Source organism: Bacterioplanoides sp. (genome assembly GCF_965219715.1).
GTDB lineage: Bacteria > Pseudomonadota > Gammaproteobacteria > Pseudomonadales > Oceanobacteraceae > Bacterioplanoides.
The window spans coordinates 4,050,839-4,077,330 of the sequence record NZ_OZ244785.1 but is presented as its reverse complement, the minus strand read 5'-3'; the positions used below and the strand labels follow the sequence as shown (position 1 = coordinate 4,077,330).

The 26,492-nt window shown below is 48.4% G+C and carries 22 protein-coding genes and 1 tRNA gene; 13 read left to right on the top strand and 10 right to left on the bottom strand.

Annotation, left to right across the window (positions count from 1 at the left end; translation table 11 throughout):
* Nucleotides 1-7 precede the first annotated feature (7 nt).
* Complete coding sequence (locus ACOQOZ_RS18935; protein ID WP_420589711.1) at nt 8-1,213, bottom strand: flagellar assembly protein FlgT; 1,206 nt, start codon at nt 1,211-1,213, stop codon at nt 8-10.
* A gap of 12 nt (nt 1,214-1,225) precedes the next feature.
* Complete coding sequence (locus ACOQOZ_RS18930) at nt 1,226-1,804, bottom strand: LPP20 family lipoprotein (RefSeq protein WP_420589710.1); 579 nt, start codon at nt 1,802-1,804, stop codon at nt 1,226-1,228.
* 381 nt (nt 1,805-2,185) lie between these two features.
* Between ACOQOZ_RS18930 and traF the strand changes: the two genes are divergently transcribed.
* A complete protein-coding gene (traF, locus tag ACOQOZ_RS18925; RefSeq protein WP_420589709.1) occupies nt 2,186-3,811 on the top strand; it encodes a conjugal transfer protein TraF in 1,626 nt (541 codons plus the stop codon).
* 88 nt (nt 3,812-3,899) lie between these two features.
* Entirely contained in the window at nt 3,900-5,126 is a 1,227-nt protein-coding gene (locus ACOQOZ_RS18920; protein WP_420589708.1) for a multifunctional CCA addition/repair protein, read from the top strand.
* 300 nt (nt 5,127-5,426) lie between these two features.
* On the opposite strand, the gene folK is transcribed toward ACOQOZ_RS18920, so the two are convergent.
* From folK to tsaD, 3 genes are read right to left on the bottom strand one after another with little or no spacing between them, the layout of a single operon-like run.
* A complete protein-coding gene (gene folK, locus ACOQOZ_RS18915; RefSeq protein ID WP_420589707.1) occupies nt 5,427-5,921 on the bottom strand; it encodes a 2-amino-4-hydroxy-6-hydroxymethyldihydropteridine diphosphokinase in 495 nt (164 codons plus the stop codon).
* Entirely contained in the window at nt 5,921-6,295 is a 375-nt protein-coding gene (gene folB / locus ACOQOZ_RS18910) for a dihydroneopterin aldolase (protein WP_420589706.1), read from the bottom strand. The genes folK and folB overlap by 1 nt, the downstream gene beginning before the upstream one ends.
* A gap of 23 nt (nt 6,296-6,318) precedes the next feature.
* On the bottom strand, nt 6,319-7,362 hold the full coding sequence (tsaD, locus tag ACOQOZ_RS18905) for a tRNA (adenosine(37)-N6)-threonylcarbamoyltransferase complex transferase subunit TsaD (RefSeq protein ID WP_420589705.1): 1,044 nt from the start codon (nt 7,360-7,362) through the stop codon (nt 6,319-6,321).
* Between the two features lie 184 nt (nt 7,363-7,546).
* On the opposite strand from tsaD, the gene rpsU reads away from it, so the two are divergent.
* The 7 genes from rpsU to ACOQOZ_RS18870 all read left to right on the top strand — a co-directional run bounded on the left by rpsU (nt 7,547) and on the right by ACOQOZ_RS18870 (nt 16,306).
* A complete protein-coding gene (gene rpsU / locus ACOQOZ_RS18900; RefSeq protein WP_068441605.1) occupies nt 7,547-7,762 on the top strand; it encodes a 30S ribosomal protein S21 in 216 nt (71 codons plus the stop codon).
* Between the two features lie 26 nt (nt 7,763-7,788).
* Nucleotides 7,789-8,235 (top strand): GatB/YqeY domain-containing protein, encoded by a 447-nt coding sequence (locus ACOQOZ_RS18895; protein WP_255859082.1) that lies wholly within the window; start codon nt 7,789-7,791, stop codon nt 8,233-8,235.
* 219 nt (nt 8,236-8,454) lie between these two features.
* On the top strand, nt 8,455-10,308 hold the full coding sequence (dnaG, locus tag ACOQOZ_RS18890) for a DNA primase (RefSeq protein ID WP_420589704.1): 1,854 nt from the start codon (nt 8,455-8,457) through the stop codon (nt 10,306-10,308).
* Nucleotides 10,309-10,636: 328 nt separating this feature from the next.
* A complete protein-coding gene (gene rpoD, locus ACOQOZ_RS18885) occupies nt 10,637-12,478 on the top strand; it encodes an RNA polymerase sigma factor RpoD (RefSeq protein ID WP_420589703.1) in 1,842 nt (613 codons plus the stop codon).
* Between the two features lie 177 nt (nt 12,479-12,655).
* Nucleotides 12,656-12,732 (top strand) — tRNA-Ile (locus ACOQOZ_RS18880).
* A 153-nt stretch (nt 12,733-12,885) separates the two neighbouring features.
* Nucleotides 12,886-13,881: an extracellular solute-binding protein gene (locus ACOQOZ_RS18875; RefSeq protein ID WP_420589702.1), complete on the top strand. Its 996-nt coding sequence runs from the start codon at nt 12,886-12,888 to the stop codon at nt 13,879-13,881.
* A gap of 4 nt (nt 13,882-13,885) precedes the next feature.
* The gene (locus ACOQOZ_RS18870; protein ID WP_420589701.1) at nt 13,886-16,306 is read left to right on the top strand and encodes a putative bifunctional diguanylate cyclase/phosphodiesterase; all 2,421 of its coding nucleotides are present in this window, start codon (nt 13,886-13,888) and stop codon (nt 16,304-16,306) included.
* Between the two features lie 5 nt (nt 16,307-16,311).
* Here the strand turns inward: ACOQOZ_RS18870 and ACOQOZ_RS18865 are convergent, their stop codons facing one another.
* Nucleotides 16,312-17,358 carry an AraC family transcriptional regulator gene (locus ACOQOZ_RS18865; protein ID WP_420589700.1) on the bottom strand — a complete coding sequence of 349 codons (1,047 nt, stop codon included), beginning with the start codon at nt 17,356-17,358 and terminating at the stop codon, nt 16,312-16,314.
* A gap of 118 nt (nt 17,359-17,476) precedes the next feature.
* Between ACOQOZ_RS18865 and ACOQOZ_RS18860 the strand changes: the two genes are divergently transcribed.
* On the top strand, nt 17,477-19,087 hold the full coding sequence (locus ACOQOZ_RS18860) for an FAD-binding oxidoreductase (RefSeq protein ID WP_420589699.1): 1,611 nt from the start codon (nt 17,477-17,479) through the stop codon (nt 19,085-19,087).
* Nucleotides 19,088-19,222: 135 nt separating this feature from the next.
* Nucleotides 19,223-20,179: a fumarylacetoacetate hydrolase family protein gene (locus tag ACOQOZ_RS18855; protein WP_420589698.1), complete on the top strand. Its 957-nt coding sequence runs from the start codon at nt 19,223-19,225 to the stop codon at nt 20,177-20,179.
* On the opposite strand, the gene ACOQOZ_RS18850 is transcribed toward ACOQOZ_RS18855, so the two are convergent.
* Complete coding sequence (locus ACOQOZ_RS18850) at nt 20,180-20,755, bottom strand: TetR/AcrR family transcriptional regulator (RefSeq protein WP_420589697.1); 576 nt, start codon at nt 20,753-20,755, stop codon at nt 20,180-20,182. It abuts the gene before it with no gap.
* A gap of 266 nt (nt 20,756-21,021) precedes the next feature.
* Complete coding sequence (gene orn, locus ACOQOZ_RS18845; RefSeq protein WP_420589696.1) at nt 21,022-21,567, bottom strand: oligoribonuclease; 546 nt, start codon at nt 21,565-21,567, stop codon at nt 21,022-21,024.
* Nucleotides 21,568-21,670: 103 nt separating this feature from the next.
* Here orn and rsgA point away from each other — a divergent pair, with 103 nt between their 5' ends.
* The gene (gene rsgA / locus ACOQOZ_RS18840; RefSeq protein ID WP_420589695.1) at nt 21,671-22,714 is read left to right on the top strand and encodes a small ribosomal subunit biogenesis GTPase RsgA; all 1,044 of its coding nucleotides are present in this window, start codon (nt 21,671-21,673) and stop codon (nt 22,712-22,714) included.
* 44 nt (nt 22,715-22,758) lie between these two features.
* Here the strand turns inward: rsgA and motB are convergent, their stop codons facing one another.
* Together motB and motA are read right to left on the bottom strand one after the other, a co-directional pair.
* On the bottom strand, nt 22,759-23,781 hold the full coding sequence (gene motB, locus ACOQOZ_RS18835) for a flagellar motor protein MotB (RefSeq protein WP_420589694.1): 1,023 nt from the start codon (nt 23,779-23,781) through the stop codon (nt 22,759-22,761).
* On the bottom strand, nt 23,781-24,632 hold the full coding sequence (gene motA / locus ACOQOZ_RS18830) for a flagellar motor stator protein MotA (RefSeq protein WP_420589693.1): 852 nt from the start codon (nt 24,630-24,632) through the stop codon (nt 23,781-23,783). The genes motB and motA overlap by 1 nt, the downstream gene beginning before the upstream one ends.
* A gap of 171 nt (nt 24,633-24,803) precedes the next feature.
* Between motA and ACOQOZ_RS18825 the strand changes: the two genes are divergently transcribed.
* The gene (locus ACOQOZ_RS18825) at nt 24,804-26,423 is read left to right on the top strand and encodes an HDOD domain-containing protein (RefSeq protein WP_420589692.1); all 1,620 of its coding nucleotides are present in this window, start codon (nt 24,804-24,806) and stop codon (nt 26,421-26,423) included.
* The last annotated feature ends 69 nt before the right edge of the window (nt 26,424-26,492 follow it).

Sequence of the window (26,492 nt, the reverse complement as noted above, 5' to 3'; positions counted from 1 at the left end):
AAACGCGTTACCAGGCAATCACCATATCATCTCGTTGAATAGCTAAATGCTCTGCGGTGTATTGCATTTCGGCAATGACAAATTGTGGTTGTACCTGTTTAACCACAACCTCCGTTGCCATATCACTTAATTCCGTTCTGGGCTCCAGGTCAAGATTGTAGAAAGTGCCGGTACGATACACCTGAAACTTATCACCAGGTCGGATACCAGCTCCGGCACTGGCTTCAATATGCAATCTATTACCGCGTGCTTTCACCACCCGCGCCATAAACGGCTGGCACCGAAGTACTTCATCAAGATCATCAACCACCGAGGTTAAAACATCACGAACCTGATGGCCGTAGCCTGTGCGCCAGAATTGTGGAGAGGCAAAACCAACCCTTTTCTGGCGAGGTAAATCCCAGCTTCCTGAGGCAGAGTAACTACGCTGAAAAAGCATGGCCCCACTTAAACCATCATGAACAAACACATCCAGCACGAACTGACGAGCGCCTTCCTGTTCCTCCACACCCAATAAAGAAAGCCACTTATCTGTTACACCGGGCTCACTTTCCCGTGCATCCCCCTGCATCGCCAGGTCACGCACCACGCCCGAGACAACATATTGTGCTCCCAACTGAGTCGCCAGAGAGATAGACGTTGTTAATCTTTGCTGTGGCGTTTCAGCCGATGGCGCCCGACGCGGGTCACGAAATAAGCTGCTTCGCGTAGCATCCAGTGCATGAGTAGCTCCGCGATTATTCAGTGTATTAATTAATACCCGGGGTAAATCCTGTTCGATATTCTGCAGCTGACCAATACTCGCCTGCATCGGATTAGCCAAACCAAACCCGGTTACAGCAATGGCTTTACGGTAGCGCTGACTGCTGTTCGGACACATGGCCTGTGCGCTGACATCGGCACGAATTGCCACCTGATATAGGCCATCAATCTGGTCTTCCCAAAGGATCTCAACATTTTTCAGCTGAGAGTTCGACGTCAGCTTTACTTTGTCTTCTTCAACAACGCCATGCTCCATTAGCTGCGTGCTGCTGATCTGAGCTCCGGCACGCAAACTTGCCTGGCGCATGGCGTCATCCATTGCCAGTTCACGTACCCGTGACAAAGCACCATCGATAGGCGCCTGGCCAACAACTTCAACCGACAGAGCAAATACCGATGGTACAAAGATTAAGCTTGCCAGAATGCACAGAAAGGTCGCAGCACGAGTCATAAGGAACTCCGGTTACTCAATAAAATAGAAGCCTGATTCCGGCATCGACGCTTCACCCTGGACACGCTGACGCTGGCTGGCAGCAAAGTGGTTCGGATTATTCCCGCCCAGCGGTACCCGGCAATCAACGTTAAAGCGTTGATTATCGGTTGTTTGCAGACAGTTACGGAAACCCTGATCAATGATCATTTCCAGAATAGTCTCGACACTGCCATCCGGCAGAACATCCGTAGAAACAACACGAGCACCGTGCATATAGGTCTCAACGTAGGAGCGGAAGCGATCATTCTGGACCACCATATCACGCACAGTGGTACTACCTTGCACCGAGGTCCCATACACCCTTTCCGCCATGGAACGATAAGCATCCATTTTCGAAGCACGAATCGCCATCAGGCGTTTTTGCACGCTGCTCTTTTTGCTGTTGCTGTCCATGGCACCATATCCAACAACCCGCAAAACCATGGGAGCAATCGGATCGATTTCCTGCTCAACTGGCTGGAAAAAAGCCTCCGGCTCTTCAACGATATTATCTTCTTCAATTAACGCACTGGAGCAGGCTTGCAGCCCCATCACAGCAACAGCGGTCAAGCTGATCCTGGCAAAAGGTTTCATACGGTATCTCCCAAACTAAAACTCGGTTAAGAGGTGACTTAGCTCCTGTATCGGCCTGTGCTTCAGGAAATTTAGTAACGGCTACAGGAAATTTTCACCTGACCCAAATATGGCGCATTAGACCCAGCTCACAGTTTCATGATTAATTTGCCATTTTGGCCTCGTCTGAGACGAAATCGCCATGCAAGGGCCAATTTTTAGGGCTATGATTATCGCCACATACAGTTAAAGGGACTAACCCTATAGTTTCAGGGTAGGGAGCCGGACGCCAGGCGATTACAATCGCACCACTCCCAACCGATAGAAGGTTTTATCGGAGCCAGAAGGACTTCGCTCACTTATTCAGGAAATGTGATCATGATCAAACGCTCTCTTCTTGCCGCAACCATTGCCACCATTGGTGCACAATCTGCCGTCGCAGCGCCATTTATGCCGATGGACGCACGTGGTCTGGCTATGGGTAATACCGGTGTTGCCAGCGCTCAACGCGCTCACGCTCCGGCATATAATCCATCATTACTTTCTCAGGCTCATGAAAGTGACGACTTCGCTTTATTGTTTCCGCAAATCGGGGTCAATGTTGCCGATGAAGAAGGCCTGGTGGATGATGCAAACGACATCATTGACGAGATTGTTCCTAAATTTGAAGACTTGTTTAAAGATAACAGTGACTTCAGTAATAACGTCAACGCTTTGTCGACCAGTGCAACCAATCTGAGTAACGCGATTACAAATCTTCAGAATGCTATCTCGAATAACAATGCTTCACAGATTCTAAGTAGTGCAAACCAAGCTAAAACGTCGAATCAGAACCTTAAGCAATCCCTCGATGGGGTAAACCAGCAAATTAATGACGTAAACACAGTGACAGAGGATTTAAACAAGTCTTTGGATGCCATTTCAGGTAACCCACTCCGCGGACGCTTTGGTGTTGGTGCTGCACTTGCATTCCCTGGTAAAAAATTCGCTGCGGCTTTGAGTGTTAATGCTGATGCAAATTTCTCCGGTCGGGCACTGTTCTCAGATCAGGATCAGAATTTAATTTCAGCGTACGGTAAAGAAGCACAAAAGCTGGTTGGTCAGGCATCGGATGCGTCTCAGAACCTGGACCAGGTTCTGCAGGAAATCGAAACAAACCCACTTGCTCCTGGGCTGGTTAGTAAAGTTGTTCCGATTCTGAACCAGGTAAATAATGTTGCTAATTACACCAGTGATCCGGTAGAGACTGCAGCTGGCAACATTTTATTATTCAAAAATGGTCAGCTATCTGATGAGGCTAAAGAGCCTGATCTGAATTCTCAGGTACAGATCAAAGCCATTGCCGTTGCTGAAGCTGCACTTTCCATCTCAAGAGAGTTCGAATTCTTTGGCGAGAAAGTTGCCATTGGCTTAACGCCTAAGTTGCAACAAATCGAAACCTTCCACTTCGTTACTGAAATTGATAGCGACGAGGATATTGACGCAGACGCGGTAGAAGATTCTCGCGAGAGCTATAACAAGGTGAACCTTGATATCGGTTTGTCCTATCGCTTTGGCGGTGAAGATAAGTGGATATTAGGCCTGGTCGGTAAAAACCTGATTGGTGAAGAATTCGACGTTGCAGACGTTGAAGTAAAAGGCAGTAAGAATAAACTGACACTGGATGGCGGCACGATCGCATTAAATCCACAATACCGTGCAGGTCTGGCTTATAGCGGCGACTGGGTTACCGTAGCTGCTGACCTGGATTTAGTGGATAACGAACCAGTAGCGTTCGAAAAAGCGACACAGTACGCGGCTGTTGGTGCAGAGCTGGATATCTTCGATACCGTCCAGTTCCGTGCAGGTTATCGTACAAACCTTAAAGGCAGCAATGATGAAGTTGTGTCTTTGGGCGCAGGCTTCTCACCATTTGGCGTCCATCTGGACTTAGCTGTAATGGCTAATCCGAACGACCCGAAAAAAGAAGCAGGCGTCGCTCTGGAAACCGGCTTCTATTTCTAAGCATTCATCTGGCTAATAATCGGCGTTACACTAAAGCCCCAGGTTGCCATCAAACCGGGGCTTTTTTTATTTCTGGCACAAGTAGTTTATGAATATATATCTGGTTGGCGGAGCGGTGCGCGATGCACTATTAAATATTCCGGTCAAAGACAGGGATTGGGTGGTTGTGGGTGCGACCCCAGAGCAGTTGCTTGAACAGGGCTATCAGCAAGTAGGCGCTGACTTCCCGGTTTTCCTTCATCCGGATACTCATGAAGAACACGCGCTGGCGCGCACTGAACGAAAGTCAGGCAAAGGCTATCAAGGCTTCGACTGCCGTTTCAGCCCGGATATTACCCTCGAAGAAGATTTATTACGCCGTGATCTAACGATAAATGCTATGGCCCAGAATGACGCTGGCGATATTATTGATCCATACAATGGTAAGCAAGATTTAGAGAATAGAATCCTGCGCCATGTTTCTCCGGCATTTAGTGAAGATCCATTACGGGTTTTACGGGTTGCTCGGTTTGCTGCTCGGTTTGCTGATCTCGATTTCACCATTGCCGATGAAACCATGTCGTTAATGCAGCAGATGGTGAACGATGGAGAATTGGATCATTTAGTCGCAGAACGTGTTTGGCAGGAAACCCAACGCGCACTTGGAGAAAAGAACCCTCAGGTTTATTTTCAGGTACTGCGTGACTGCGGTGCATTAAGCGTCTGGTTTAAAGAGATCGATGATTTGTTTGGCATTCCACAACCAGAGCAATACCATCCTGAAATCGATTGTGGCATCCATGCATTAATGTCATTACAGGCCTCGGTTCCCTTATCCGAAAGTATCGCAACGCGTTGGGCAGCTTTAACTCATGACCTTGGCAAAGCACTTTCGGATAAGGAAAACCTTCCTCGTCACTTCGGTCATGAAACCAAAGGTTTAAAACCGATTAAGTCTTTATGTAAAAAACTTAAGTCGCCAAAAGATGCACAGGAACTCGCACTGATTTCCAGTGAATTTCATACCCATGTTCACCGGGCAATGGAATTAAAACCGGAAACAATTTTGAAAGTATTCGATCGTGTTGATGCCTGGCGTAAGCCCGAACGGTTTGAACAGTTCCTATTAGTAAGTATCGCTGATTCTCGTGGCCGTACCGGTTATGAAAACTGTGAGTATCCACAAGCGGATTATATGCGTGAGGCGTTAAGCGTCGCGTTATCAGTGACGGCAAAAGATATGATTGCTCAAGGATTAGCTGGCCCGGCTATTCGGGAAGGATTGCAGAAGGCTCGTGCAGATAAATTAAAAGAGTGGAAGCTTTCTCGAGCTTAAAAATTGCATCGGATATGTTTTCAATAGCAGCAACACAAAATTACAGGATAGTATTTTTGCACAGCGAAGCTGCCTGCAAGGTGAAGTACATGGATGTTCTGAATGCTCTGTTGCGGTAGAATCTAGGGCCATGGATGGCCCAGAGATCCGGCGGCTGAAAATATATCTGATGTAATTTTACTGTTCTTACAAAAAGCGATAAGTATGTATTATTTTTTGCCGCCGCGCAGAAGCCACATCCATGTGATCGCTGCGCTAGCGTGACATCCTGTCACTGCTTTCAAAAACAATACACACTTATCACTTTTCCACCAAATCTAAGCACTGGCTTTGAATATTCGTCCTAAACTCACTCAGCGGCTGCTGGTGCTCAGGGCAAACCAAGTCCGGAGCTATATCCAGCAAAGGCGTTAATACAAACGCATATTTCCAGATATCTTCACGTGGCAAAGTAAACGAACTGCTCTCTGTCGAAAACTTTCCGACCTTGTCATCAAACAATAAAATATCAATATCTAGATGACGGGATGAATATTTCACCGCATCAGCAGCACGGCCAAAGTCCGTTTCAATTTGTTTTAATTGCTGCGACAACAGCTCAGGAGAAAAATCATCTTTCAGCTGAATTTCAACCACCAGGTTAATAAACTCCGGCCCCTCAAAACCCAGTGCCGGCGAGCGATACCAGGGCGACTGCTGAATTAACTGATAATCCTGAGCCAAACGTTCGATACCAGCTGCCAGATTCACCTCAGCATCCAGATTGGAGCCTAAACCTAAAAAAACGCGCGCCATCAATGCCCGCCTTGTTTTGGATCAAGTTCACCGCGCTCTATATACAAACCCACCACTCGGGATTGCGGCACAACTGCAGGCTTTTCAACCTTAATACCAATCCATGGCATACCAAATTCTTTTCGCAAAGCTTCCGCCAGACGCTCAATTAAAGATTCCAGCAACTGGAAATGCTGCTCCCGCACAAATGCTTCTACAAATTCGGTCACAGCCTGATAGTTCAATGCGTGAATTAAATCATCCGTTGCAGCGGCAACACGAATATCCCAGGCCATCTCCAGATCAAATACCAGTGGCTGGCGAACTTGTTTTTCCCAGTCGTAAACACCAATTACCGCATCAACTTTCAGACCGTGAATAAATACCTTATCCATTTTTTCGCCTTTATTACCTGAGATTAACCGCGAGCGGTGTATTTTACCGGATTCAATTCGGTCATTGGCCAACGTGGCACGGCGGACACCGCAAGATCTGCCTGTTCACCCGCCAATAAACGCTGAGTACCTGCGTAAGCAATCATGGCCCCATTATCGGTACATAATTCCGGACGCGGGTAATAAACCGCACCACCGAGCTTTTCTGCTGTTTGCTGCAACTTAGCGCGCAGCTGACGATTAGCTCCCACACCGCCAGCGATGATTAAACGCTTAATACCGGTCTTTTCCATCGCACGCTTACATTTAATAGAAAGTGTGTCGACAACCGCAGCCTGAAAACCTGCGGCGATATCGGCTCGATCCTGATCAGCTAACACACCGTCTTCGGCACAATTTAAAATTGTGGTTCGGGTAAAGGTTTTTAAGCCACTGAAACTGAAATCCAACCCAGGGCGGTCCGTCATCGGCCGCGGGAATTTAAAACGTGTTGCATCGCCAGAATCTGCCAACTTGCTTAACTCAGGACCACCCGGGTATGGCAGATTCATCATCTTGGCAGCTTTATCAAAGGCCTCACCGGCCGCATCGTCCAGCGACTCCCCCAATAAAGAGTATTTACCAATACCATCAACCTGAACCAGCTGGGTGTGGCCACCAGACACTAATAAAGCGATAAAAGGAAACGGTGGCGGATTATCTTCCAACATAGGAGCCAATAAATGACCTTCCATATGGTGAACACCCACCGCAGGCACATCCAACGCCCAGGCAAGAGAGCGCCCCAGACAAGCGCCAACTAATAATGCACCAACCAGACCCGGGCCTCGGGTATAAGCAATGCCATCAAGATCTTTTAGTTCTAAGCCAGCTTCTCCCATTACCTCACGAATCAGCGGCAAAGACTTACGAATATGGTCGCGAGAGGCCAGTTCCGGCACCACACCACCGTATTCTGCATGAACAGCAATCTGCGAATAGACCCGATGTGCCAGCAAACCACGCTCGCTGTCATATAAGGCAATACCTGTCTCATCACAGGAAGATTCGAGGCCCAGCACCCGCATAGATTGACTCCGGAGACACACTAAAATTCAGAAGGAGCGCAATAATACTGCCGCAAAGTACTAAAATCCATGCAGAGGTTTTGCATTCCTCGATCAAAGGCATTAGAATGCCCGCCCTCTGACTGGGGGTCCGTGGTTTTCCCCCACTAAACAAAGAATTTATTACATACACGTAGGTGATTGGATGCCAGCTGTAAAAGTTAAAGAAAACGAGCCGTTCGACGTTGCTCTGCGTCGTTTCAAGCGTTCTTGCGAAAAGGCAGGTGTACTGTCTGAAGTACGTCGTCGTGAACACTACGAGAAGCCAACCTGGGTTCGTAAGCGTAAAGCTGCTGCAGCTGTTAAGCGCCACCTGAAAAAGGTACAGCGCGAACAGCGTAAGATGACTCGTCTGTACTAATCAGCGAATCAATCTTAGAGGTTTATATGAGCACACTGGTTACAACCGTTAAAGATGCTGTAAAAGACGCTATGCGCGCCAAAGACAAACCACGTCTGGGTGCGTTACGCCTGATTACTGCAGAATTCAAAAAGGTTGAAGTGGACGAGCGCATCGAAGTCGATGATGCTCGCGCTCTGACGATCCTCGACAAAATGACCAAGCAACGCCGCGACTCTATTGCTCAATATAAAGAAGCAGGTCGTGACGAGCTGGCAGAAGGCGAGCAGTACGAAATTGACGTAATCAGCGAGTTTCTGCCGGAAGCCTTGAGCGAAGAAGAGTTGGCCAAACTGGTGGCTGATGCCGTTGCACAGTCCGGTGCTGCAGGAATGCAGGATATGGGCAAAGTTATGGGCATCCTCAAACCACAAGTGCAAGGTCGCGCCGATATGGGCCAGATCAGTCAACTGGTGAAGTCTCAACTGGGCTGATTCCAGCGACAGGCATTCTTGCAATGTCATTTTGTACAAACGCCATCAATGAAAATTGATGGCGTTTTTGTTTGTCCGCTCCTTTAAAACTTCCTTAAACGTTTTCGAGGCAGCTTATGCAAGGCACAAAACAGGCGAAAAAGCGGAGTTTATGGGTTATAAATGAGCACTTTGAGGCTGTTTTTAACGCAGTAGAAGCAACGCAGATAGTTTTGATCAATGGCCGGACGTATCCCCCAAAGCTTTATTGACGACCTATTGTCCCGTGTCGATGTGATCGACGTGGTGGATAGTCGCGTCAAGCTAAAGAAGACCGGCAAAAACTACTCCGCCTGCTGCCCTTTCCATAACGAAAACACCCCTTCTTTTACCGTCAGCCCGGACAAGCAGTTCTATTATTGCTTCGGTTGCGGCGCCTCCGGCAGCGCGCTTAAGTTTGTAATGGAGTTTGATGGCCTGAGCTTCCCGGATGCAGTGGAAAAACTCGCCTCTGACGCCAATATGGAAGTGCCTCGCGAGCAGGTATCGTTTGAAGCTCGCCAGGAGCAACAGCATCAGCCGTTATTTGGCCAGATGAACAAAGCAGCCGAGTTCTTCGAGCAGATGCTGCGCAGCCATGAAGACAAAGGCAAAGCAGTGAGCTACCTGAAGAATCGCGGCCTGTCAGGAAAGGCAGCCAAATTCTTTCAGATTGGTTATGCCCCACCCGGCTGGGACAATCTGCAAAAACGTCTTGCGCCAAACAATGATAAAGACACCATCAAACAGCTGATCAGCTGTGGTATGTCGATTGAAAAAGACGAACCGGGTAAAGAGTACCGTACCTACGATCGCTTCCGTGATCGTATTATGTTCCCAATTCGCGATGCCCGCGGCCGGGTAATTGCCTTTGGTGGACGTGTTCTCGGCGATGAAAAACCGAAATACCTTAACTCACCGGAAACACCGATCTTCCAAAAGGGCCGTGAGTTATACGGCTTATACGAAGCTCGTAAGATCCGCCAGAAGCTGACCCGTTTTGTCATCGTTGAAGGTTATATGGATGTGGTGGCCCTGGCTGAGTTCGGCATCCATTACGCCGTCGCGACGTTAGGTACAGCAACCAGTGAACATCATCTGCGCCGCTTATTTAAAATCGTGCCGGAAGTAATTTTCTGCTTCGATGGTGACCAGGCTGGCCGAACGGCAGCTGCGCGCGCCATGGAAACCGTTCTGCCACTGTTACAGGATGGTTTACAAGCGCGCTTCTTATTCCTGCCCGACGGTGAAGACCCGGATACCCTGGTTCGGGTTGAAGGCAAAGACGCTTTCGAACAACGTTTGAACCAGTCGGATCATCTACCCGAATTTCTGTTCACTCATCTGAAAGAGCAGGTCGACTTCGACACACTCGACGGCAAAGCACGCCTTGATCAACTGGCCGCTCCTCTTATTAATCGCCTGCCAGACGGCATGTTGCGTCAATTGATGCGCCAGAAGCTGAAGGAAGAAACCGGAGTCGAGAGTCACGCTCTGACCAAACTGGAAGCCGAAGCTCCACCACCTGCTGCGGAGCAGGAAGCCGAGGACGACATTCCCCTGCCGTTTATCGATGCCCCTCCCATCGCACATTACGATGCTGAGCCCGCCAGTGATGCGTTAGCGCCGCAGGTTTATCAAGCGTTAACAGCCCTGGTACAAAACCCGGCCTTGGCACAGCAACTGGAAACTCCGGAATGTGACCCTGAGAGTGAAATTGAGCGCTTATTGTTCGAGGTGTTAAACAAACTGAAACAAGCGCCACAAAACAACAGTATCGGCCTGATTATTCAGTGGACTGGCTCACCGTTCCAGCTGCAGCTAAAAGAGATTGCAGAAAAAGCCGCTGAAGCCAGCGTAATACCATCTGCATCGACCATCGCCGATGTATTAAAGCGCCTTAATGCCCGCAAACTGGAAACCGAACTTGCGGGCCTTAAAGCCAAGCTGGCCAACAAAGAAAAACTCAGTGATGAAGAGCGCCAGCGCCTGCGGGAATTGCAGCGACATATGCATGAGCTGCAGAAAAAACGCACCGCAATTTACGCCCGTTAACACGTACTGACAATTTCACCGAACGCCTGCCTTGAATTCACCCAACTCGTCCCTATATTAAGCTCACCTCCCAAATAAAGGAGGCCGACTGCAGCAGCACAGCGCACAACGTGAACGCCCGCGGGCACATCGGACAGAGACGGCAACAAGCCACCGATTGACTACACACGTAACCTGGCTGAGATGTCGAAGTGAGCATCCAGAGTAATTAACCTCCCTACAGCCAAAAAAAGCGGGAACAAGCCCCGTGATTACTGGCCTAATGGCAGGTTAAAAGTTATACTTTGGCGTTTTTCTTCCGCCTTAAAAACACGGAACACAGGCTTCTATGTCAGCTAGCACGCAACAATCCCGATTAAAAGAACTGATCGCCAAGGGTAAAGAACAGGGTTACCTGACTTATGCCCAGGTTAACGACCACCTGCCGGACGATATCGCAAACCCGGATCAGGTCGAAGACATCATTCGTATGATTAACGATATCGGTATCCCGGTATCGGAAAACGCCCCGGATGGCGAATCCCTGTTTAACGACGCAGCCGATGATGCCGCTGCCGAAGAAGCTGCTGCCGCACTGGCACTGGTTGAATCCGATGTTGGTCGCACCACTGACCCGGTACGTATGTATATGCGTGAAATGGGTACCGTGGAGCTGCTGACCCGTGAAGGCGAAATTGTTATCGCCAAGCGCATCGAAGAAGGCATCCGTGAAGTGATGTCTGCCCTGGCCTATTACCCGGGCGCTGTTGGCGTCATTATGAACGCCTTTAAAGAAGCTGAAGAAGATCCGAATAAAGTCGGCGACATCTTCAGTGGTTTTATCGACCCATCTGATGAAGATCCGGAGCCAGGCCCACAGGCTGGCGCTGCAGCGGAAGCTGCGAAAGCAGAAGAATCTGACGATGAAGATTCTGATGGCGAAGATGGCGATGATGAAGACGACGAAGAAGAACAATCCGGCATTGATATGGCGGAAGTGGTTCGTCGCTTCACTGAAATTTCCGATGCTAACGATGCTGTAGAAGCAGCACTGGAAAATCACGGCCGTGCCAGCAAAGAAGCCGAAGCTGCGTTAGAGAAACTGGCTGAAGTATTTGCGCCAATTAAGCTGACGCCTAAATACTTCGATGCTTTAGTTGAAGAAGCACGCAGCTCGCTGAATGGCATTCGCACTCAGGAACGTCAGATTATGGTTCTGATGACCCGTAAGTGTGGTATGGACCGTAAAGACTTCATTAAAGGCTTCCAGGGCAATGAAGTGAACAACGAGTGGATTGAGACTCTGATTGAAGCGGATCGTCCTTACTCTCGCAAACTGGAAACCTATAAGCTGGAAATCTTCCGCTCCCAGAAGAAGATTAAAGCCGTTGCTGAGCGCGTATTGCTGAGCATTCCGGAAATTAAAGAAGTTAACCGTAAGGTTTCTATCGGTGAAGCTCGCGCTCGCCGTGCTAAGAAAGAAATGGTCGAAGCCAACCTGCGTCTGGTTATCTCGATCGCGAAAAAATACACCAACCGCGGCCTGCAATTCCTGGATCTGATTCAGGAAGGTAACATCGGTCTGATGAAAGCAGTGGATAAATTCGAATACCGTCGTGGTTATAAGTTCTCTACTTACGCCACCTGGTGGATTCGTCAGGCAATTACCCGTTCGATTGCGGACCAGGCACGTACTATTCGTATCCCGGTTCACATGATCGAAACCATCAACAAGCTGAACCGTATTTCGCGTCAGATGTTGCAGGAAATGGGGCGTGAAGCAACGCCGGAAGAACTGGCTGAGCGTATGGACATGCCGGAAGATAAAATCCGCAAAGTCCTGAAGATCGCCAAAGAGCCTATCTCCATGGAAACACCAATTGGTGACGATGAAGATTCGCACTTGGGTGATTTCATCGAAGATACTCAGTCTGAATCTCCGATGGATACCGCCACCAACGATGGCCTGACCGAAGCAACCCGCTCCGTATTGTCTGGCCTGACCGCACGTGAAGCGAAAGTTCTGCGTATGCGTTTTGGTATCGATATGAACACTGACCACACGCTGGAAGAAGTGGGCAAACAGTTCGACGTTACCCGCGAGCGTATTCGTCAGATCGAAGCCAAAGCTCTGCGTAAGTTACGTCACCCAAGCCGCTCAGATCACCTGCGCAGCTTTATCGACGAATAATCAGCCGCTTTTGCTGATTAATAAAAAACCGCCAGATGTTAAAACCTGGCGGTTTTTTTATGCTTGTTCGTTTTTCAACCAAGCGCTTTTTATTAGTTAAATCAAAGGGCTGGCGCTTATTACTAAGCGTGGTTATAATCTTGCCACTTCTCAGGGACGAATCATTCGCCCAACGAAGGGCCCGTAGCTCAGTTGGTTAGAGCATCCGACTCATAATCGGCAGGTCCCCAGTTCAAGTCTGGGCGGGCCCACCATTTTCACTTCTTATATTGCTATCCCAGTAATCCATCTCTGTAAAAGCAGCCTGCTGTTCCGGTGATTGTTATTTATTGTTAAGTAAACCACCCTCCATTTGATAACAATTCTCATTAACCTATAATTAAGCTTTTAGCCTGCACGGTCTATCCATGACATATCTGAAAGCACTGTTGCTATGGTCCGTATCATCCACGTTGCTGGCAGCAAACCTCCCTCCTCTCATGCTCTACAGCGCCAGAGAAGAAAGCCTCATCAAGCCACTACTTGAGCTGTACCAGCAACAGACAGGTCAGGAAATCAAGGCGGTTACAGCCAAGGCAGATGTTTTACTGCAACGGCTGAAAGCAGAAGGCAAACACTCTCAGGCAGATATTCTGATGACTGTGGATGCAGGTGATTTATGGTTTGCATCACGCCAGGGACTACTGGCAAAAACTCAATCTGCCATTCTGACACGGAATATTCCGGAGCATCTTCGTGATCCAAACAATCACTGGTTTGGGTTGTCAGTAAGAGCCCGTACGCTGGTATACAACACCGCCAACGTCTCAACAGATCAACTGGTTTCGTATCCGCAGCTGGCGGCCCCCCAATGGCATAAACGTCTTTGCCTGCGGACTTCCGGCAAAGTCTACAACCAATCTCTGGTGGCTATGCTGATCAACCAATACGGCGTTAAAACAACGGAGTCTTTTGTTAAAGGTTGGGTTAATAATCTGGCACAGCCGCCCCTTCCTAAAGACAGCGCTGTCATCAAAGCCATAGAATCAGGCATATGCGATGTCGGGATTATTAACTCCTACTACCTGGGGCGCCACCAGCTTAATAAACCGGATACCCTGCTTAAGTTATTCTGGCCAGCCAAAGAAGAAAATGGTGTACATATCAATATTTCCGGTGCTGGTATCACCCGTCATTCGCCTAATAAAGCAGCGGCCACTGAATTTCTTGAATGGTTAGCCGAGACACAAGCGCAGTACCTGTTTGCACGCCTGAATATGGAATACCCGGCAAACCCGAGAGTACCTGCGTCTGACATAGTCACAGCCTGGGGAGATTTCGATGCCGATCATCATAACCTTACGAATGCAGGCAGACTGCAAAAGTACGCGACACGATTAATGGAACGTGCGGGTTACAACTGATTTTATGTCATTTAATACGATTAAAAACCTTGGGTTTACTCTATTAACCCTGCTATTAGTTTTTGCCGTTACCGTGGGTATCTATTTCAGTCGCAGTACGATGCAGCAGCTCAATGCGCTGCTGGAAGAAAAAGCACCACTACAGGACATTGTGTATAAAACCAGTAGCGATCTGGATTCGGCGACTCAGCAGTTCTACAACTACATTCGTCGTCAGAAAGTTTTTCGTGAAGATGCCTTGTTAGCGATCAGCCAACTCGGAAATATGCTTTCGAATAGCAAAAAGGGCAACTATGCCGTAGCAATTTCGAGTTTAAAAAAGCAATTAAACCTGCTTTCGACCAGCTCATCGACACAATCTACTTTAGTCAGCCTTGAACAAGATTTTATTGAACAATTACTTAAAACAAACTTATCAATCAGAAGCGACCTGTCACTGGATGAGAAAACTAAAGCCGCGGCCGAAAATCAGGTAGTACTGATCGAAATCGCGTTTGTTCGTCTGCTTGAGAAAGAAGAGTCAAACCTCAACCCGGTTTTTTCTACCCTAGAGACAATTAAATCCAGACTGCAGAAATTACAAAAGATCGACATCCATTCCGCCATCGCGATTGATTATCTGTTAGCAGAACTCGACTATACGCATACTGCTTTACTGGAATATCGCGAAGTTACCCGTTATTCCAGTAACCAGCTGATGTCATTAACAGAAGCCGAAATCAATGTATTAGATTCGTGGTCAGGGATGCGCGATTCTGTTTCAGAGTTCAATAACAAATTGCGCCTCGGTATCAACAGTGCGCAGACAAACATGATTGCAACCAATCAGGATCAAAGTCAGTTTCTGCTATTAACGGGTTTGTTATCGGTTTTAGCCGGAACATTGATATCAATTATTATCGGGCGGATATTAGCCAAACGATTAAGATCGCTGGTTCTCGGAATTCGAAATATTACCGACGGCGACTTTAATTATCGCCTGAATATGAAAGGCAAAGATGAACTGGCGTTCTTAGCCAACAGTTTCGACACCATGTCAGAAAAGTTAAAAGTTAAGGAGCAAGCCCTGCTTGATCAGGCAAATATTGATAGTCTGACTGACCTTCCCAATCGCAGAAAGTTTCAGACCAGCATTAAGCAAGCTATCACAAATGCCGCTCGTAATCAGGACATGGTTGTCGTTATGTTTGTCGACCTCGATAACTTTAAACGGATTAACGATAGCTTAGGGCACGCAATGGGTGATGCACTGCTGACCGATGTTGGCCGTAAGCTATCTGAGAACCTGCGTGGCAGTGATATGCTAAGTCTGTATCGCAGTGCCGAGCATCATGCAGACTTGTACCGTCTTGGAGGCGATGAGTTCGTTATTCTGTTGCGTGATCTACATCAGGCCAGAGATGCCGCTTTAATTGCAAAACGTATGCTGACGGTGCTTTCCCAGCCAACCGTACTGAATGGTTACAATATTCAGGTCTCAGCAAGCATTGGTATCAGTGCATTTCCTCAGGATGCTAACGACGCCGATACATTGGTAAAACATGCAGATATTGCTATGTATTATGCCAAGGATGCTGGAAAGAATAACTACCATTTTTACTCAGAATCGATGAACCAGCTGGCCATACGCCAGCTGCAGTTGGAAAATAAGTTGCGGAAAGCCATTGAGAGCAACAGTTTTGAGCTGCATTACCAACCGCAGCTGGATGTTCATAGCAACAGCGTCAAATCGGTCGAGGCTTTAATGCGCTGGTACGACAATGAAGAAGGATGGATTTCCCCAAGCGAATTTATCCCGGTTGCCGAAAACTGCAATCTGATTGTCGAGCTGGGCAACTGGGTATTGGAACAAGCCTGCCAGCAGATCTGTAAATGGCAATCTTCGTTTCCAGATGTCAGAGTTGCAGTCAATATCAGCAGCCCACAGTTCAATAGCCCCGGCTTTATTAAAAAAATCACATCTCTTTTTCAAAAGTACCGGATCCTTCCCGAAATGTTCATTTTCGAATTGACCGAAAACATTGTAATGGAAGGCTCTGAGCGAAATATTCGCCAGCTTAATCAGCTGAAGGATCTGGGAGTGGAACTGTCCATTGATGACTTTGGTACCGGATATTCATCTCTGAGCTATCTGAAATTGTTTCCACTCGACGAAGTTAAAATTGATCGGAACTTCGTTGAGGATATTGTAAACGACAATGATAATCGCGCAATTTGTAACGCTATCATTGCCATGTCTAATGAGCTGGGGCTGCGTGTTGTTGCAGAGGGAGTGGAAACCATCGACCAACAGCGTTATTTGGAGGAGTGTGGTTGTGATGTGCTGCAGGGTTTCTTTTATTCTAAGCCACAGCCCGCTGAAAAACTGGACTATTCGTTATTTGATGTCAGCCATCAATATCCTGCTGAAGAAGGCGCCCGATAACACCCTTAACTCTGTTGCTGGTGACTACGAAACTGTTTCGGAACCTTCCCGGTCCAGCGCTTAAACGCCCGGATAAATCCTGCGGATTCGCTATAGCCTAATTTATCGGCGATTTGCTCGACGGTGAGCTGAGTTTTTTGCAGATAGTGAATGGCTTTTCGGCTGGACTCTTCGCTCACGATTTCCTGAAAGCTGATACCTTCCGCCTGCAATTTACGCGTGGCTGTGCGGCGCGTCATATTGAGTTGTGCAGCGATATCCTCCAGCTTTGGAATCACACCTTCGGTAGTACGAACAATCTTGCGAACTTTATCAGCAAACGATCCACTGATGACCAACTCAGCTTTCTGCACTTCACACTGCTCTTCGAGTAACTTTTGCGTCAGCGCATTAGCATGAGGTAAAGAACGGTTGAGATAACGACTGTCGAATAAAAGATCGTTATACGGCTGTGCGAATTTCACCTCACACTCGTAACATCTTAAATAATCATCTGCCGATTTCCCGGCTGAATCCTCTGGTGAAAAACCGAAACGAATGGATTTATACAAAGAGCCGGCACTGGAACGTGGAAATACATCCCGGATGGAGATCATAAAGAAAGCAAAATCACGCTCCAGATAGAAGCGCTTCAGGTGCTTCTCCAGCGGATAGAAATCGTTGAAACGCAGCACCGATATTTCTTCCTGTTTGATAAATTCGATATCAAACAGTGTGTAAGACAAGCGGATATATTTCAGAAAGAAGTTAATCGCTTCTTCAACCGTTCCGCACGCTGAAGCCGCCAAACCAATCGCACCAAAGGCATTAATACGGAATGCTTGCCCTGCTTTAAAAGCCAGTTGCGGATCATCGATTGCGTTCATCATCGCCTGAGTGAAATCGATGTCCTGCTGAACACTGATGGTCGCTTTTGGATCATCAAGCAGTGCCACTTCAATGCCAGCCTGGCTCAGAATCGATTCTGAAGATACGCCATAACTTTCGATCAGCTTCACCAATAAGGAAATGCCGATGATCGATTGTCGCTGATCTGTGGAAGCCAAAGTCACGTGTTGAATTAACCCTGATGTCTCAATCGGGCAATTATAGGTCCCCAACTGTCATTAACCAATTGCCCAACACTCCCTAGTATGCAGTCATCAAAGTTATAACTATAAGGGCAATACCATGAAGCGCTGGAATGGCTGGGGCGACGAAAAAAACAACCTCGATTTTCAACTGAGTAAAGCAGGTCAGGAATTTGTTGAAGGCCGCATCGGTAAGGCGGTCCCGCTGAAAGATGCCACCTTAGATCAGGTAATTGCTAAGGTCCCGGCTTCGCGTATGCCAGCCAGTGAGCTGATTAAATCCGGCCTGATCAGTATCGATGCGGAGACACGGGTACGTCATAGCCGTGGCCAGAGCATTCCCGATTGGCTGGCAATGCGCAGCGGTGAATTTGGTGTATTCCCGGATGCTGTGGCACAGCCAGAAACTACAGAACAAGTCGAGACCCTGATTAATTACGCCTACCAGAATGACATCGTTGTCATTCCATACGGTGGCGGTACTTCAGTGGTTGGCCATATCAACCCGGAAGAAGGTGACAAGCCAGTGCTGACCATCTCACTGGGCAAAATGAACAAGCTGATGCACTTCGATAAAACCAGCCAGATCGCAACCTTTGGTGCCGGCGCCTTAGGGCCGGATGTTGAGCGTCAGCTGAAAGAGCACGGTTATACCCTGGGTCATTACCCACAATCCTGGGAACTGTCTTCTATCGGTGGCTGGGTAGCTTCCCGATCCAGTGGTCAACAATCCCTGCGTTATGGTCGTATCGAAAAAATGTTTGCTGGCGGCACCATTGTTACCCCGCAAGGACTGATGGATATCCCAACCTTCCCGGCAACTTCTGCGGGCCCGGATGTACGTGAGTTGTTCCTCGGTAGTGAAGGCCGAATTGGTATCATCACCGAAGTGAAAGTGCGCGTCATGCCAGTGGCAGAAAAAGAAGCCTTCTACGTGGCTTTCTTCCCAAGTTGGGAGCAAGGCGTAGCGGCTACTCGTTCTATCGTGCAGAACAATATTCAACTGTCGATGATGCGTTTAAGTAACGGTATCGAAACCAAGACCCATATGACCTTAGGCTCTCCACCAGCGATTAAAAAAGTGCTGGATAAATACCTGGGTTTGCGCGGTATCGGTGACAACAAAGTGATGTTCACCTTTGGTACGACAGGCAGCAAAGAACAATGCCGCTCAGCATTAAAACTGGCTAACAAAGAAATTAAAAAATTCTCTGGAGTGAATACCGGCAGCCTGTTAGGTAAACGTTGGGAACACAGCCGTTTCCGCGCCCCTTATTTACGTCATGGCCTGTGGGAAATTGGTGCTGCCGCTGACTCGATGGAAACCTGTGTTGATTGGGCCGACGTCAGCAAAACCATGACCGACATGGAAAACGAAATCCGCGATGCCATTAAAGACGAAGGTGAAGTTCCGCATCCGTTCACGCACCTGTCGCACTTCTATGGTCAGGGTTGTAGTGTTTATACCACCTTTATGTTCCGTACTGCCGACAACTATGACGATACGCTGAAGCGCTGGCAGAAGTTAAAAGCCGCTGGCGCAAACGCCATTGTGGCTAACGGCGGCACCATCAGCCACCAGCATGGTGTGGGTAAAGATCACGCCCCCTATCTGGAAGCAGAAAAAGGGGAGCTGGGTATTAAGGCATTAAAAGGTCTGTACGATACCTTTGATCCGGAAAGCCTTATGAACCCGGGAAAACAGGTATAAACCACTCGCTCTGATACACACCGGTTTTACCTGCGATCGGCTGTGTCACCACAGCCAATCGCAATTATCAAGAGCATGATATGCTGGCCATCAATAATAACAACGACCAGCTCGCTGGCTTCCGGTAACTGCTCTATGCCACTTCATCTTCTGCGTTTCCAACATCAGCAAAACACTCACTGGGGTATCCAGCAGGGTGATTTCGTAAAGCCACTGAATATTCCTTGCACCACCACTTCAGAATTAATTCAGCTGGGTTATTCACAAATAGAAAAACTCAGCCATGAGACCGAGACATCGCTGAATATGTCTGACGTCGTATTACTCTCGCCCATTACCAGAGATGGCAAAGTCTTATGTCAGGGCGCTAATTATCGTCAGCATATGATTGACTCTGGCCTGGATCCGGATGCTCAGAATTACAATATGTTTTTCACTAAGTCGGCGGCATCGATTCACCATCCGGTTGGTGAAATCGTTCGTCCACGAGATGTTCAGCTATTGGATTACGAAGTTGAGTTAACTCTGGTACTTGGCCAGAGGACTGACCGCGCGGAGAACATAACCAACGAAAACCTGCATCAATATGTTGCAGGTATCTGCATTGGCAATGACGTGTCTGCCAGGGATATTCAGATTCCACAAATGCAGTTCCACAAAGGCAAAAGCTACCGCACATTTTGTCCGTTAGGCCCGGTTTTGTGTTTATTGGATAAAAAAGACATGCAGCAGTTAAATCAGCTGCAGCTCACTCTGAAAGTAAATAACGAAATACGTCAGCAAGACCACACAGCCAATCTGGTATTTAAGCCCGCAGAAACATTAAGTGAATATTCCCGGATTGCCGATTTTAATCCGGGCGATGTGTTGATGACGGGAACCCCAAGTGGTTGTGCGCTCGGGCTGCCATCGCCATTACTGATAAGGGTTGCGGCTTTATTACCAGAAAAGAAAAAATGGCAGCTATTTATTAAAAAACAACTGGCGCGCCCTTTTTATCTGCAGCTTGGCGATGTGGTTGAGTCCAGCATCCAGAGTGATGATGGCCAAATTAACCTGGGCGTTCAGCACCATCAGGTTATCAGCGAATAATTACGCCGCCAGCGTGTTTAATAATAAGCCTGCTGAAGTACGGCAGGCCTGACGCACATCTTTTAAATCTGAAACCGGAGAATAGGCTGCCACATTGGCATAAATTGAAGCGATACCACAGGCAACAGCATAAAGCTCATCGCGTCCAACTTCTGGTTTTTCCTGCTGAAGCTCATTCAGAATAAAAACCGAGAAACGCTCAATCCAGTTTTTAAGTTTGGCGGCTACTTCATCATTATCACCTGCAGCAACCACCAGCGCGTTTGCCAATATCGCTGTATGGGCATTACTGCTAACAAATAACTGGTCCAGTAAAGAAGGTAAACGTCCGGATTCCGGTAACTGCTGCTGCAACAACCGGATAAACTCATCGCACTTCTCGTCAAAGCGCAACAATAATCCCTTCATCAATTCATCGCGGTTACCCACATTGTGGCGAATTAACGGGCGCGCTAAACCTGCCTGGGTAGCAATGCGTTCGAGTGTTGCTCCTTCAACACCATAGCGGCCAACACAATATTCATAAGCATCCATGATTTGTTGGTAACGCTGAGTTTTTAGACTTGGTCGAGACACAACTCTCTCCCCTTTCTTGACTGGAAAATTACGACAACGGCAAGATAATAAAAGATACTTTGCTTATTACCAAATGTTTCTTTCAACTCATTAATGATAATTTTTTGCAGAGTTTTTAACCAAAAAAGAAAGAAAAGCTATCAATTTGCGACAACTTTGTTGGTGCCGGAGTAATAAAGGAAGGAATCAAAAACAAAAAAGCTCAGGCCTGCCGTGAGTGTCTGCAGAAACCTGAGCTGCTTCAGGAAAGAGAAAATTTCCCGGGATTAATCGAGCGATAAAAAGTGGCTGCGATAATGCGCCATCTCGTCAATGGACTCTTTAATATCGTCCAGCGCCAGGTGTGCGCCTTTCTTCTTAAACGAAGATACCACCTCTGGTTTCCAGCGCTTGGCCAGCTCTTTCAATGTGCTGACATCGATATTGCGGTAATGCATATACGCTTCCAGCTCAGGCATGTATTTCACCAGAAAACGACGATCCTGATGAATGCTGTTACCACACAGAGGAGAAGCGCCCTGCTTCACATGCTCGCGCAAAAATTCCAGTGTCTGCAATTCCGCATCGCGAGCGGAAACTTCGCTGTCACGTACCCGCTGGGTCAGGCCCGAGTTGCCGTGTGTTTTGGTATTCCAGTCATCCATGGCATCAAGCAGTACATCCGGCTGCTTAATAGCCAGTACCGGACCCTCTGCAATAATATTCAGATCCTTATCGGTGACCAGCGTAGCGATCTCAATAATCACGTCCTGCTCCGGCTCCAGACCGGTCATTTCCAGGTCCATCCACACCAGATTGTCTTTCTGACTCATATATTCCGCCTGTATTCAGTTGCGATAAGTCTAACAACTTGCATCACGCCCAGCCAGCTTGGACAATATCGCCCTGAATCTTTACCCCGGTATCCGAAGTTATATGGCCAAACGCAAACTGAACAAACGTCAGGCCTGGCGCATTGAAAAAATCCAGCAGGAAAAAGCCCAGCGAGCACAGCGTAAGGAACGCGATATATCGGAGCAACTGAATGCCGGGGAACTGGGAGAAGAAATCCACGGTCAGGTCATTGCTCATTTCGGCACCCAGGTAGAAGTGGAAGACCAGAACCGCGACAAATACCGCTGCTACTTAAGAGCAAACCTGGGATCTCTGGTTACCGGCGATAAAGTGGTATTCCGCCCCGGACCCGAGACTCTGGTTGTTACTACCGGCGAAACCGTTCGCACCGGTGTGGTCGAAACCGTATTAGAGCGCAGCTCCGAGCTATCACGACCAAACCCCTATAACGAGATTAAACCGGTTGCAGCCAACATCGATTTTATTGTGTTGGTGATTGCACCTGAACCAGAAGCTCATGCCAACCTGATTGACCGCTACTTGGTGGCCGCCGAAAACTGTTATATCGAGCCGATTATTCTGTTGAATAAAACCGACCTGCTGAATGATGTCAGCCGCCCGCGCTTCGATGACATGCTGTCGACCTATGAAGAGCTTGGTTACCGCACATTGAGGGTATGCAGCAAGGAAGAAAGCAGCCTGGGAGAGTTTAAAGAATTTCTTAACAACCGCGTCAGCGTATTTGTTGGCCAGTCGGGCGTGGGGAAATCATCGCTGATTGATACGCTGCTTCCGGAAGAAGAGTTAAAAGTTGGCGCTTTATCCCACGCCAGCAAGAAAGGCCGTCATACCACCACCACCGCACGTCTATATCACTTCCCCGCCGGTGGCGATCTGATCGACTCGCCAGGAATCCGCGAATTCGGCTTGTGGCACATGAATGAAGATGAGGTACTACACGGCTTTAAAGAAATCCGTCACCTCAGTGGCTACTGCCGTTTCCGCGACTGCAACCATGAAAAAGAGCCGGGTTGTGCGATTCTCGAAGCGGTCGAAAAAGGCGAAATCAGTGAATTACGCTTTAGCAGCTACAAACGTATTCTGGAAACACTGACCGAGCTGTAAGCTGTTAGTGATTCGGCAGCCAGTGTCAGAAAAACTGCACGGGCCTACCAGAATATCTCTTCTTTGTTGGGTGGGTTGTCGTAGCTGTTATTTTTGCTTTCGCGCTGCTTACGCAGTTCATCCAACAATGAACCCGCCTTGTTAATGGTCGGTTTACGCTCGTCCTCGGGTGGCGCTTCGCCATCATTCACAAACTCAACATCGGCACCACCGGCACGTCCACGTACATTGGCTTCCGATTGTTTATTTAACATCGTGATTGAGATACGACGGTTAACCGAATTGCCCGGATCATCAGCTTTTAACGGTGCGGTGTCTCCCATACCAATCACCTGAGCGATCTGCTGTTTCGGCACCCCGGCCTCCATCAGCGCCCGACGGGCTGAATCGGCACGCATGGAGGATAAACTCCAGTTCACATCGTCTTCCTCACGCAGACCCACTGCCCTTGAAGAGTCGGTGTGGCCACTGATCGATAAACGATGATCAAGGGTCGCCAGCATCGGCGCCAGTTCCCATAGAATGTCTTCGGAATAATATTTCAGCTGAGCACTGCCCGGATCAAACATCGGCCGCTTGGTCTGATCAACAATCTGTAATCTCAGGCCTTCGGTCGTGATATCCAGCAGTAACTGATTTTTGAACGGGCTCAGGGTTGGACTGGCGTCAATCCGCGCTTCGATCTTAGCCTGCATATCCTGCAAACGGCGTTGCTCAATCGCTTCTGCCAGATTTTCGATTTCACGTGCCTGGAGAATTTTCTCCGGATCAATGACTTCCGATTCCGCCATATTATCGGCTTCAGAAGGCGAACCACCCAGATCTATCACGTATTTCGATGGCACCTTGGTACCTTCTTCATAGGCCTGGGGATCCTGAAAATAGCCAGAGATGGCCGCTTTTTCCTGTTCATTCGACGAGTTAATCACCCACAACACCAGAAACAGCGCCATCATTGCCAACGCGAAGTCAGCCATGGCTACCTTCCAGGCGCCACCATGATCTTCGTGTTTTCCTTTTTTAATACGTCGAACAACAATGTTCTGATTCTGGCCAAGATTTTCCATCAGCGACCACGTATTTTACTTTCGACTTCAGTAAAGCTTGGGCGACCGTGGGTAAACAGCGCTTTACGGCCAAACTCAACCGCCAGCTGCGGCGGCACGCCATTTAACGACGCAACAATACAGGCTTTACTGGCCTCATACAGTTTGATTTCTTCTTCAGCCAGATGACGTAACGTCGAGCTCACCGGCCCCACCACACCATACGCCAGGAACACCCCGGAGAAGGTACCAACCAGAGCAGCGGCCACGTGCTTACCTATCTCCGCAACGTCGCCACCAATTGCTCCCATGGTAATGACAATACCCAATACCGCGGCAACAATACCGAAACCCGGAAGGGCATCTGCAACCTTCCCCACCGCAGTCCCTGGCTGCTCCAGCTCATGTAAGCGTGCATCAATTTCCTGATCCATCAGAGATTCGAGTTCAAATGACGTCAGATTGCCAGCCGCAATAATGCGGAAATAATCAGCAATAAAATTGGCCAGCTCTTCATTCGCCTGAATGGCTGGATAACGGGAAAAGATTGCACTGGATTGCGGGCTTTCGACGTCTCCTTCGATTGCCATAATGCCTTCACGCCGGGCTTTATTAAGAATGTCGTAGATGACACCCAGCACATCCATATACATGGCTTTATTAACCTTGCCGCCAAGAATAACCTGGGGCGTCAGCTTGAAGCACTGCAGGATCACATGCCACGGATTAGACAGTAGAAATGCACCAAACGCGGCGCCAACAATAATCAGAATTTCGAACGGCTGCCACAGCGCCAGCAACTGGCCATGCGACATCACATAGCCGTACAAAACGCTTCCAAATACAATAAACAGCCCAATTAGAAACAGCATTCATTCAGTCCTTAAGCTTCCTGATAACCCCTTATCGGCCGCAGCCACCAGATCGTGATCTCCGGTGAATCGTTATTATCGAATATGACCTTTATATAATTTATCCGGCGACGACAGGGAAAATGACTATAGTAAGTAAAGGTCACAATTCGCTGTTACACAAACTGAGACATGACACAATTATCACTGGTGCCACCTTCAGCAACCTCCTGGAAAGCGGTAAAAGAATTCCGCGACTTCCCGATTCTGGCCGAGAGCCGTGACCGGGTGCGCAAGCAAATGCGCAGCAATCAGGTTAACTTTGACGATCTGAGCAAAGTCGTAGAACAAGATCCTGCTCTATGCCTGCACTTGTTAATGTCGGCAGTCAGCCAGAACCCGGACTGCCGTGAGCAGATATCCGGTGCTGCCAGCTGCCTGTCATTGCTGGGCATGCAGGAGTTGGTTCGGCTAATCAAACAACTGCCGGTCGTCACTGCAAACAGCGAATCCCGCCAGCATCAGTTGTACCGCCGTGCGCTGCATTGTTCCGGTATGGCCGGTGAACTGGCAGCGCAGTGGGCCGCCAGCAAAGGTAGCAGCTCAGTGAGTTACGCTCGCTGGAGCACGATGTTAACCGCTGCGCCCATGTGGTTATGGTTGTTAAATGATGAATTATCCCAAAACTGGTTATACAGCCTGAGCCAGGGACAGGATCTGATTCCTGCCGCCAACAGTTGCTTTGGCACTCAGCACCTCAAAGACTGGCAACAACTCGCCAAACTGCTGTGCCTGCCACAGCTGGCCATTGACTGTTACCGCCCGCAAAACTGGTTGAAACAATCCCAGTGGCAATTGCTGCGCAAACACGATCCTCGTGACCTCGACGATCAGAGAAAATTACTGCATCAGATGCAAGAGCCACACATGATTGCCATCATGGCGAATAGCTTTGCCTGGCACTGGCATATCAGCCCACTCGGAAAGCGCTCAAAACGCTGGTTGTCTCTGGTGTGCCATTGGCTGGGGAAACCTGAAGCGATGCAACTGGCAGAGCTGCGCAAGATTCAACTGATGATCAGCCGAAGTCAGCAGGACGCGCTGTCCAGTGGTCTGGCTTTGCTACTCAGCCCGGAACTGACGGCCTTCGATTACCCGAAAATTGTGCCACAGAAGCCAGATCCTAAACCTGAGCGTGGCAGTGACGAAAACGCCGTTGCCAAAGCAGTTCCAACACCCGAGCCTGAACAACAAACACGTCAGCCTGACAGCGGCTATCTGAAGAAGCTGATGCAGCAATTGCAGCAACAACCAGACAGCTTTGGTGACTGGCATTATCTGATGCGTGGCGTATTAAAGGGTATTTGTCAGGGCGTTGGTTTATCCAGTGCCTGCATTGCCCTGCTGAATAAAGACAAAACGGTTCTGAAAGTGTTTTACGCTGAAGGCGTCGCAGAACAGGATCTGATCAGACGGCTGGCGATCGATCTGCGAAAAACCAACATCTTTGGCAAGCTGCTGGAAAAACCTGCCAGTTTATTAATTACATCAGAAAACCGCGCCCGGTTTATGCGTGGTTTACCGGAGCAAACGCAGCAACGACTGCCAGAGCAGTTAGTGACCATGTCGATTGATGCCGGTAACAAACCCATCGGGGTTGTGATTGCTTATAACGAAGACGGCAAAGAAAGTCTGACACCGGCAGAATATATGGCCTTCAAAAATCTGTGCCAGACAGCCAGCAGCAGTTTGGCCGAGTTGCGCAGCAATACTGAAAAGCAACGTAAATCCCGCACTGTTGGCGGCCGTTAGCACCGCCAATTCCTGACAAGTGTCTGCTGCTCAGATACACTACGGCTTTTCTGTGTGTGATAACACTAA

What these genes read in the sequence shown, in the direction of transcription:
- ACOQOZ_RS18825 (WP_420589692.1), top strand. Translation starts at nt 24,804, where the DNA reads ATGACACAATTATCACTGGTGCCACCTTCAGCAACCTCCTGGAAAGCG.
- traF (WP_420589709.1), top strand. Translation starts at nt 2,186, where the DNA reads ATGATCAAACGCTCTCTTCTTGCCGCAACCATTGCCACCATTGGTGCA.
- ACOQOZ_RS18935 (WP_420589711.1), bottom strand. Translation starts at nt 1,213, where the DNA reads ATGACTCGTGCTGCGACCTTTCTGTGCATTCTGGCAAGCTTAATCTTT.
- orn (WP_420589696.1), bottom strand. Translation starts at nt 21,567, where the DNA reads ATGAGTCAGAAAGACAATCTGGTGTGGATGGACCTGGAAATGACCGGT.
- ACOQOZ_RS18855 (WP_420589698.1), top strand. Translation starts at nt 19,223, where the DNA reads ATGCCACTTCATCTTCTGCGTTTCCAACATCAGCAAAACACTCACTGG.
- folB (WP_420589706.1), bottom strand. Translation starts at nt 6,295, where the DNA reads ATGGATAAGGTATTTATTCACGGTCTGAAAGTTGATGCGGTAATTGGT.
- ACOQOZ_RS18860 (WP_420589699.1), top strand. Translation starts at nt 17,477, where the DNA reads ATGAAGCGCTGGAATGGCTGGGGCGACGAAAAAAACAACCTCGATTTT.
- ACOQOZ_RS18875 (WP_420589702.1), top strand. Translation starts at nt 12,886, where the DNA reads ATGACATATCTGAAAGCACTGTTGCTATGGTCCGTATCATCCACGTTG.
- motB (WP_420589694.1), bottom strand. Translation starts at nt 23,781, where the DNA reads ATGGAAAATCTTGGCCAGAATCAGAACATTGTTGTTCGACGTATTAAA.
- ACOQOZ_RS18870 (WP_420589701.1), top strand. Translation starts at nt 13,886, where the DNA reads ATGTCATTTAATACGATTAAAAACCTTGGGTTTACTCTATTAACCCTG.
- rpoD (WP_420589703.1), top strand. Translation starts at nt 10,637, where the DNA reads ATGTCAGCTAGCACGCAACAATCCCGATTAAAAGAACTGATCGCCAAG.
- ACOQOZ_RS18895 (WP_255859082.1), top strand. Translation starts at nt 7,789, where the DNA reads ATGAGCACACTGGTTACAACCGTTAAAGATGCTGTAAAAGACGCTATG.
- tsaD (WP_420589705.1), bottom strand. Translation starts at nt 7,362, where the DNA reads ATGCGGGTGCTGGGCCTCGAATCTTCCTGTGATGAGACAGGTATTGCC.
- dnaG (WP_420589704.1), top strand. Translation starts at nt 8,455, where the DNA reads ATGGCCGGACGTATCCCCCAAAGCTTTATTGACGACCTATTGTCCCGT.
- rpsU (WP_068441605.1), top strand. Translation starts at nt 7,547, where the DNA reads ATGCCAGCTGTAAAAGTTAAAGAAAACGAGCCGTTCGACGTTGCTCTG.
- motA (WP_420589693.1), bottom strand. Translation starts at nt 24,632, where the DNA reads ATGCTGTTTCTAATTGGGCTGTTTATTGTATTTGGAAGCGTTTTGTAC.
- folK (WP_420589707.1), bottom strand. Translation starts at nt 5,921, where the DNA reads ATGGCGCGCGTTTTTTTAGGTTTAGGCTCCAATCTGGATGCTGAGGTG.
- ACOQOZ_RS18920 (WP_420589708.1), top strand. Translation starts at nt 3,900, where the DNA reads ATGAATATATATCTGGTTGGCGGAGCGGTGCGCGATGCACTATTAAAT.
- rsgA (WP_420589695.1), top strand. Translation starts at nt 21,671, where the DNA reads ATGGCCAAACGCAAACTGAACAAACGTCAGGCCTGGCGCATTGAAAAA.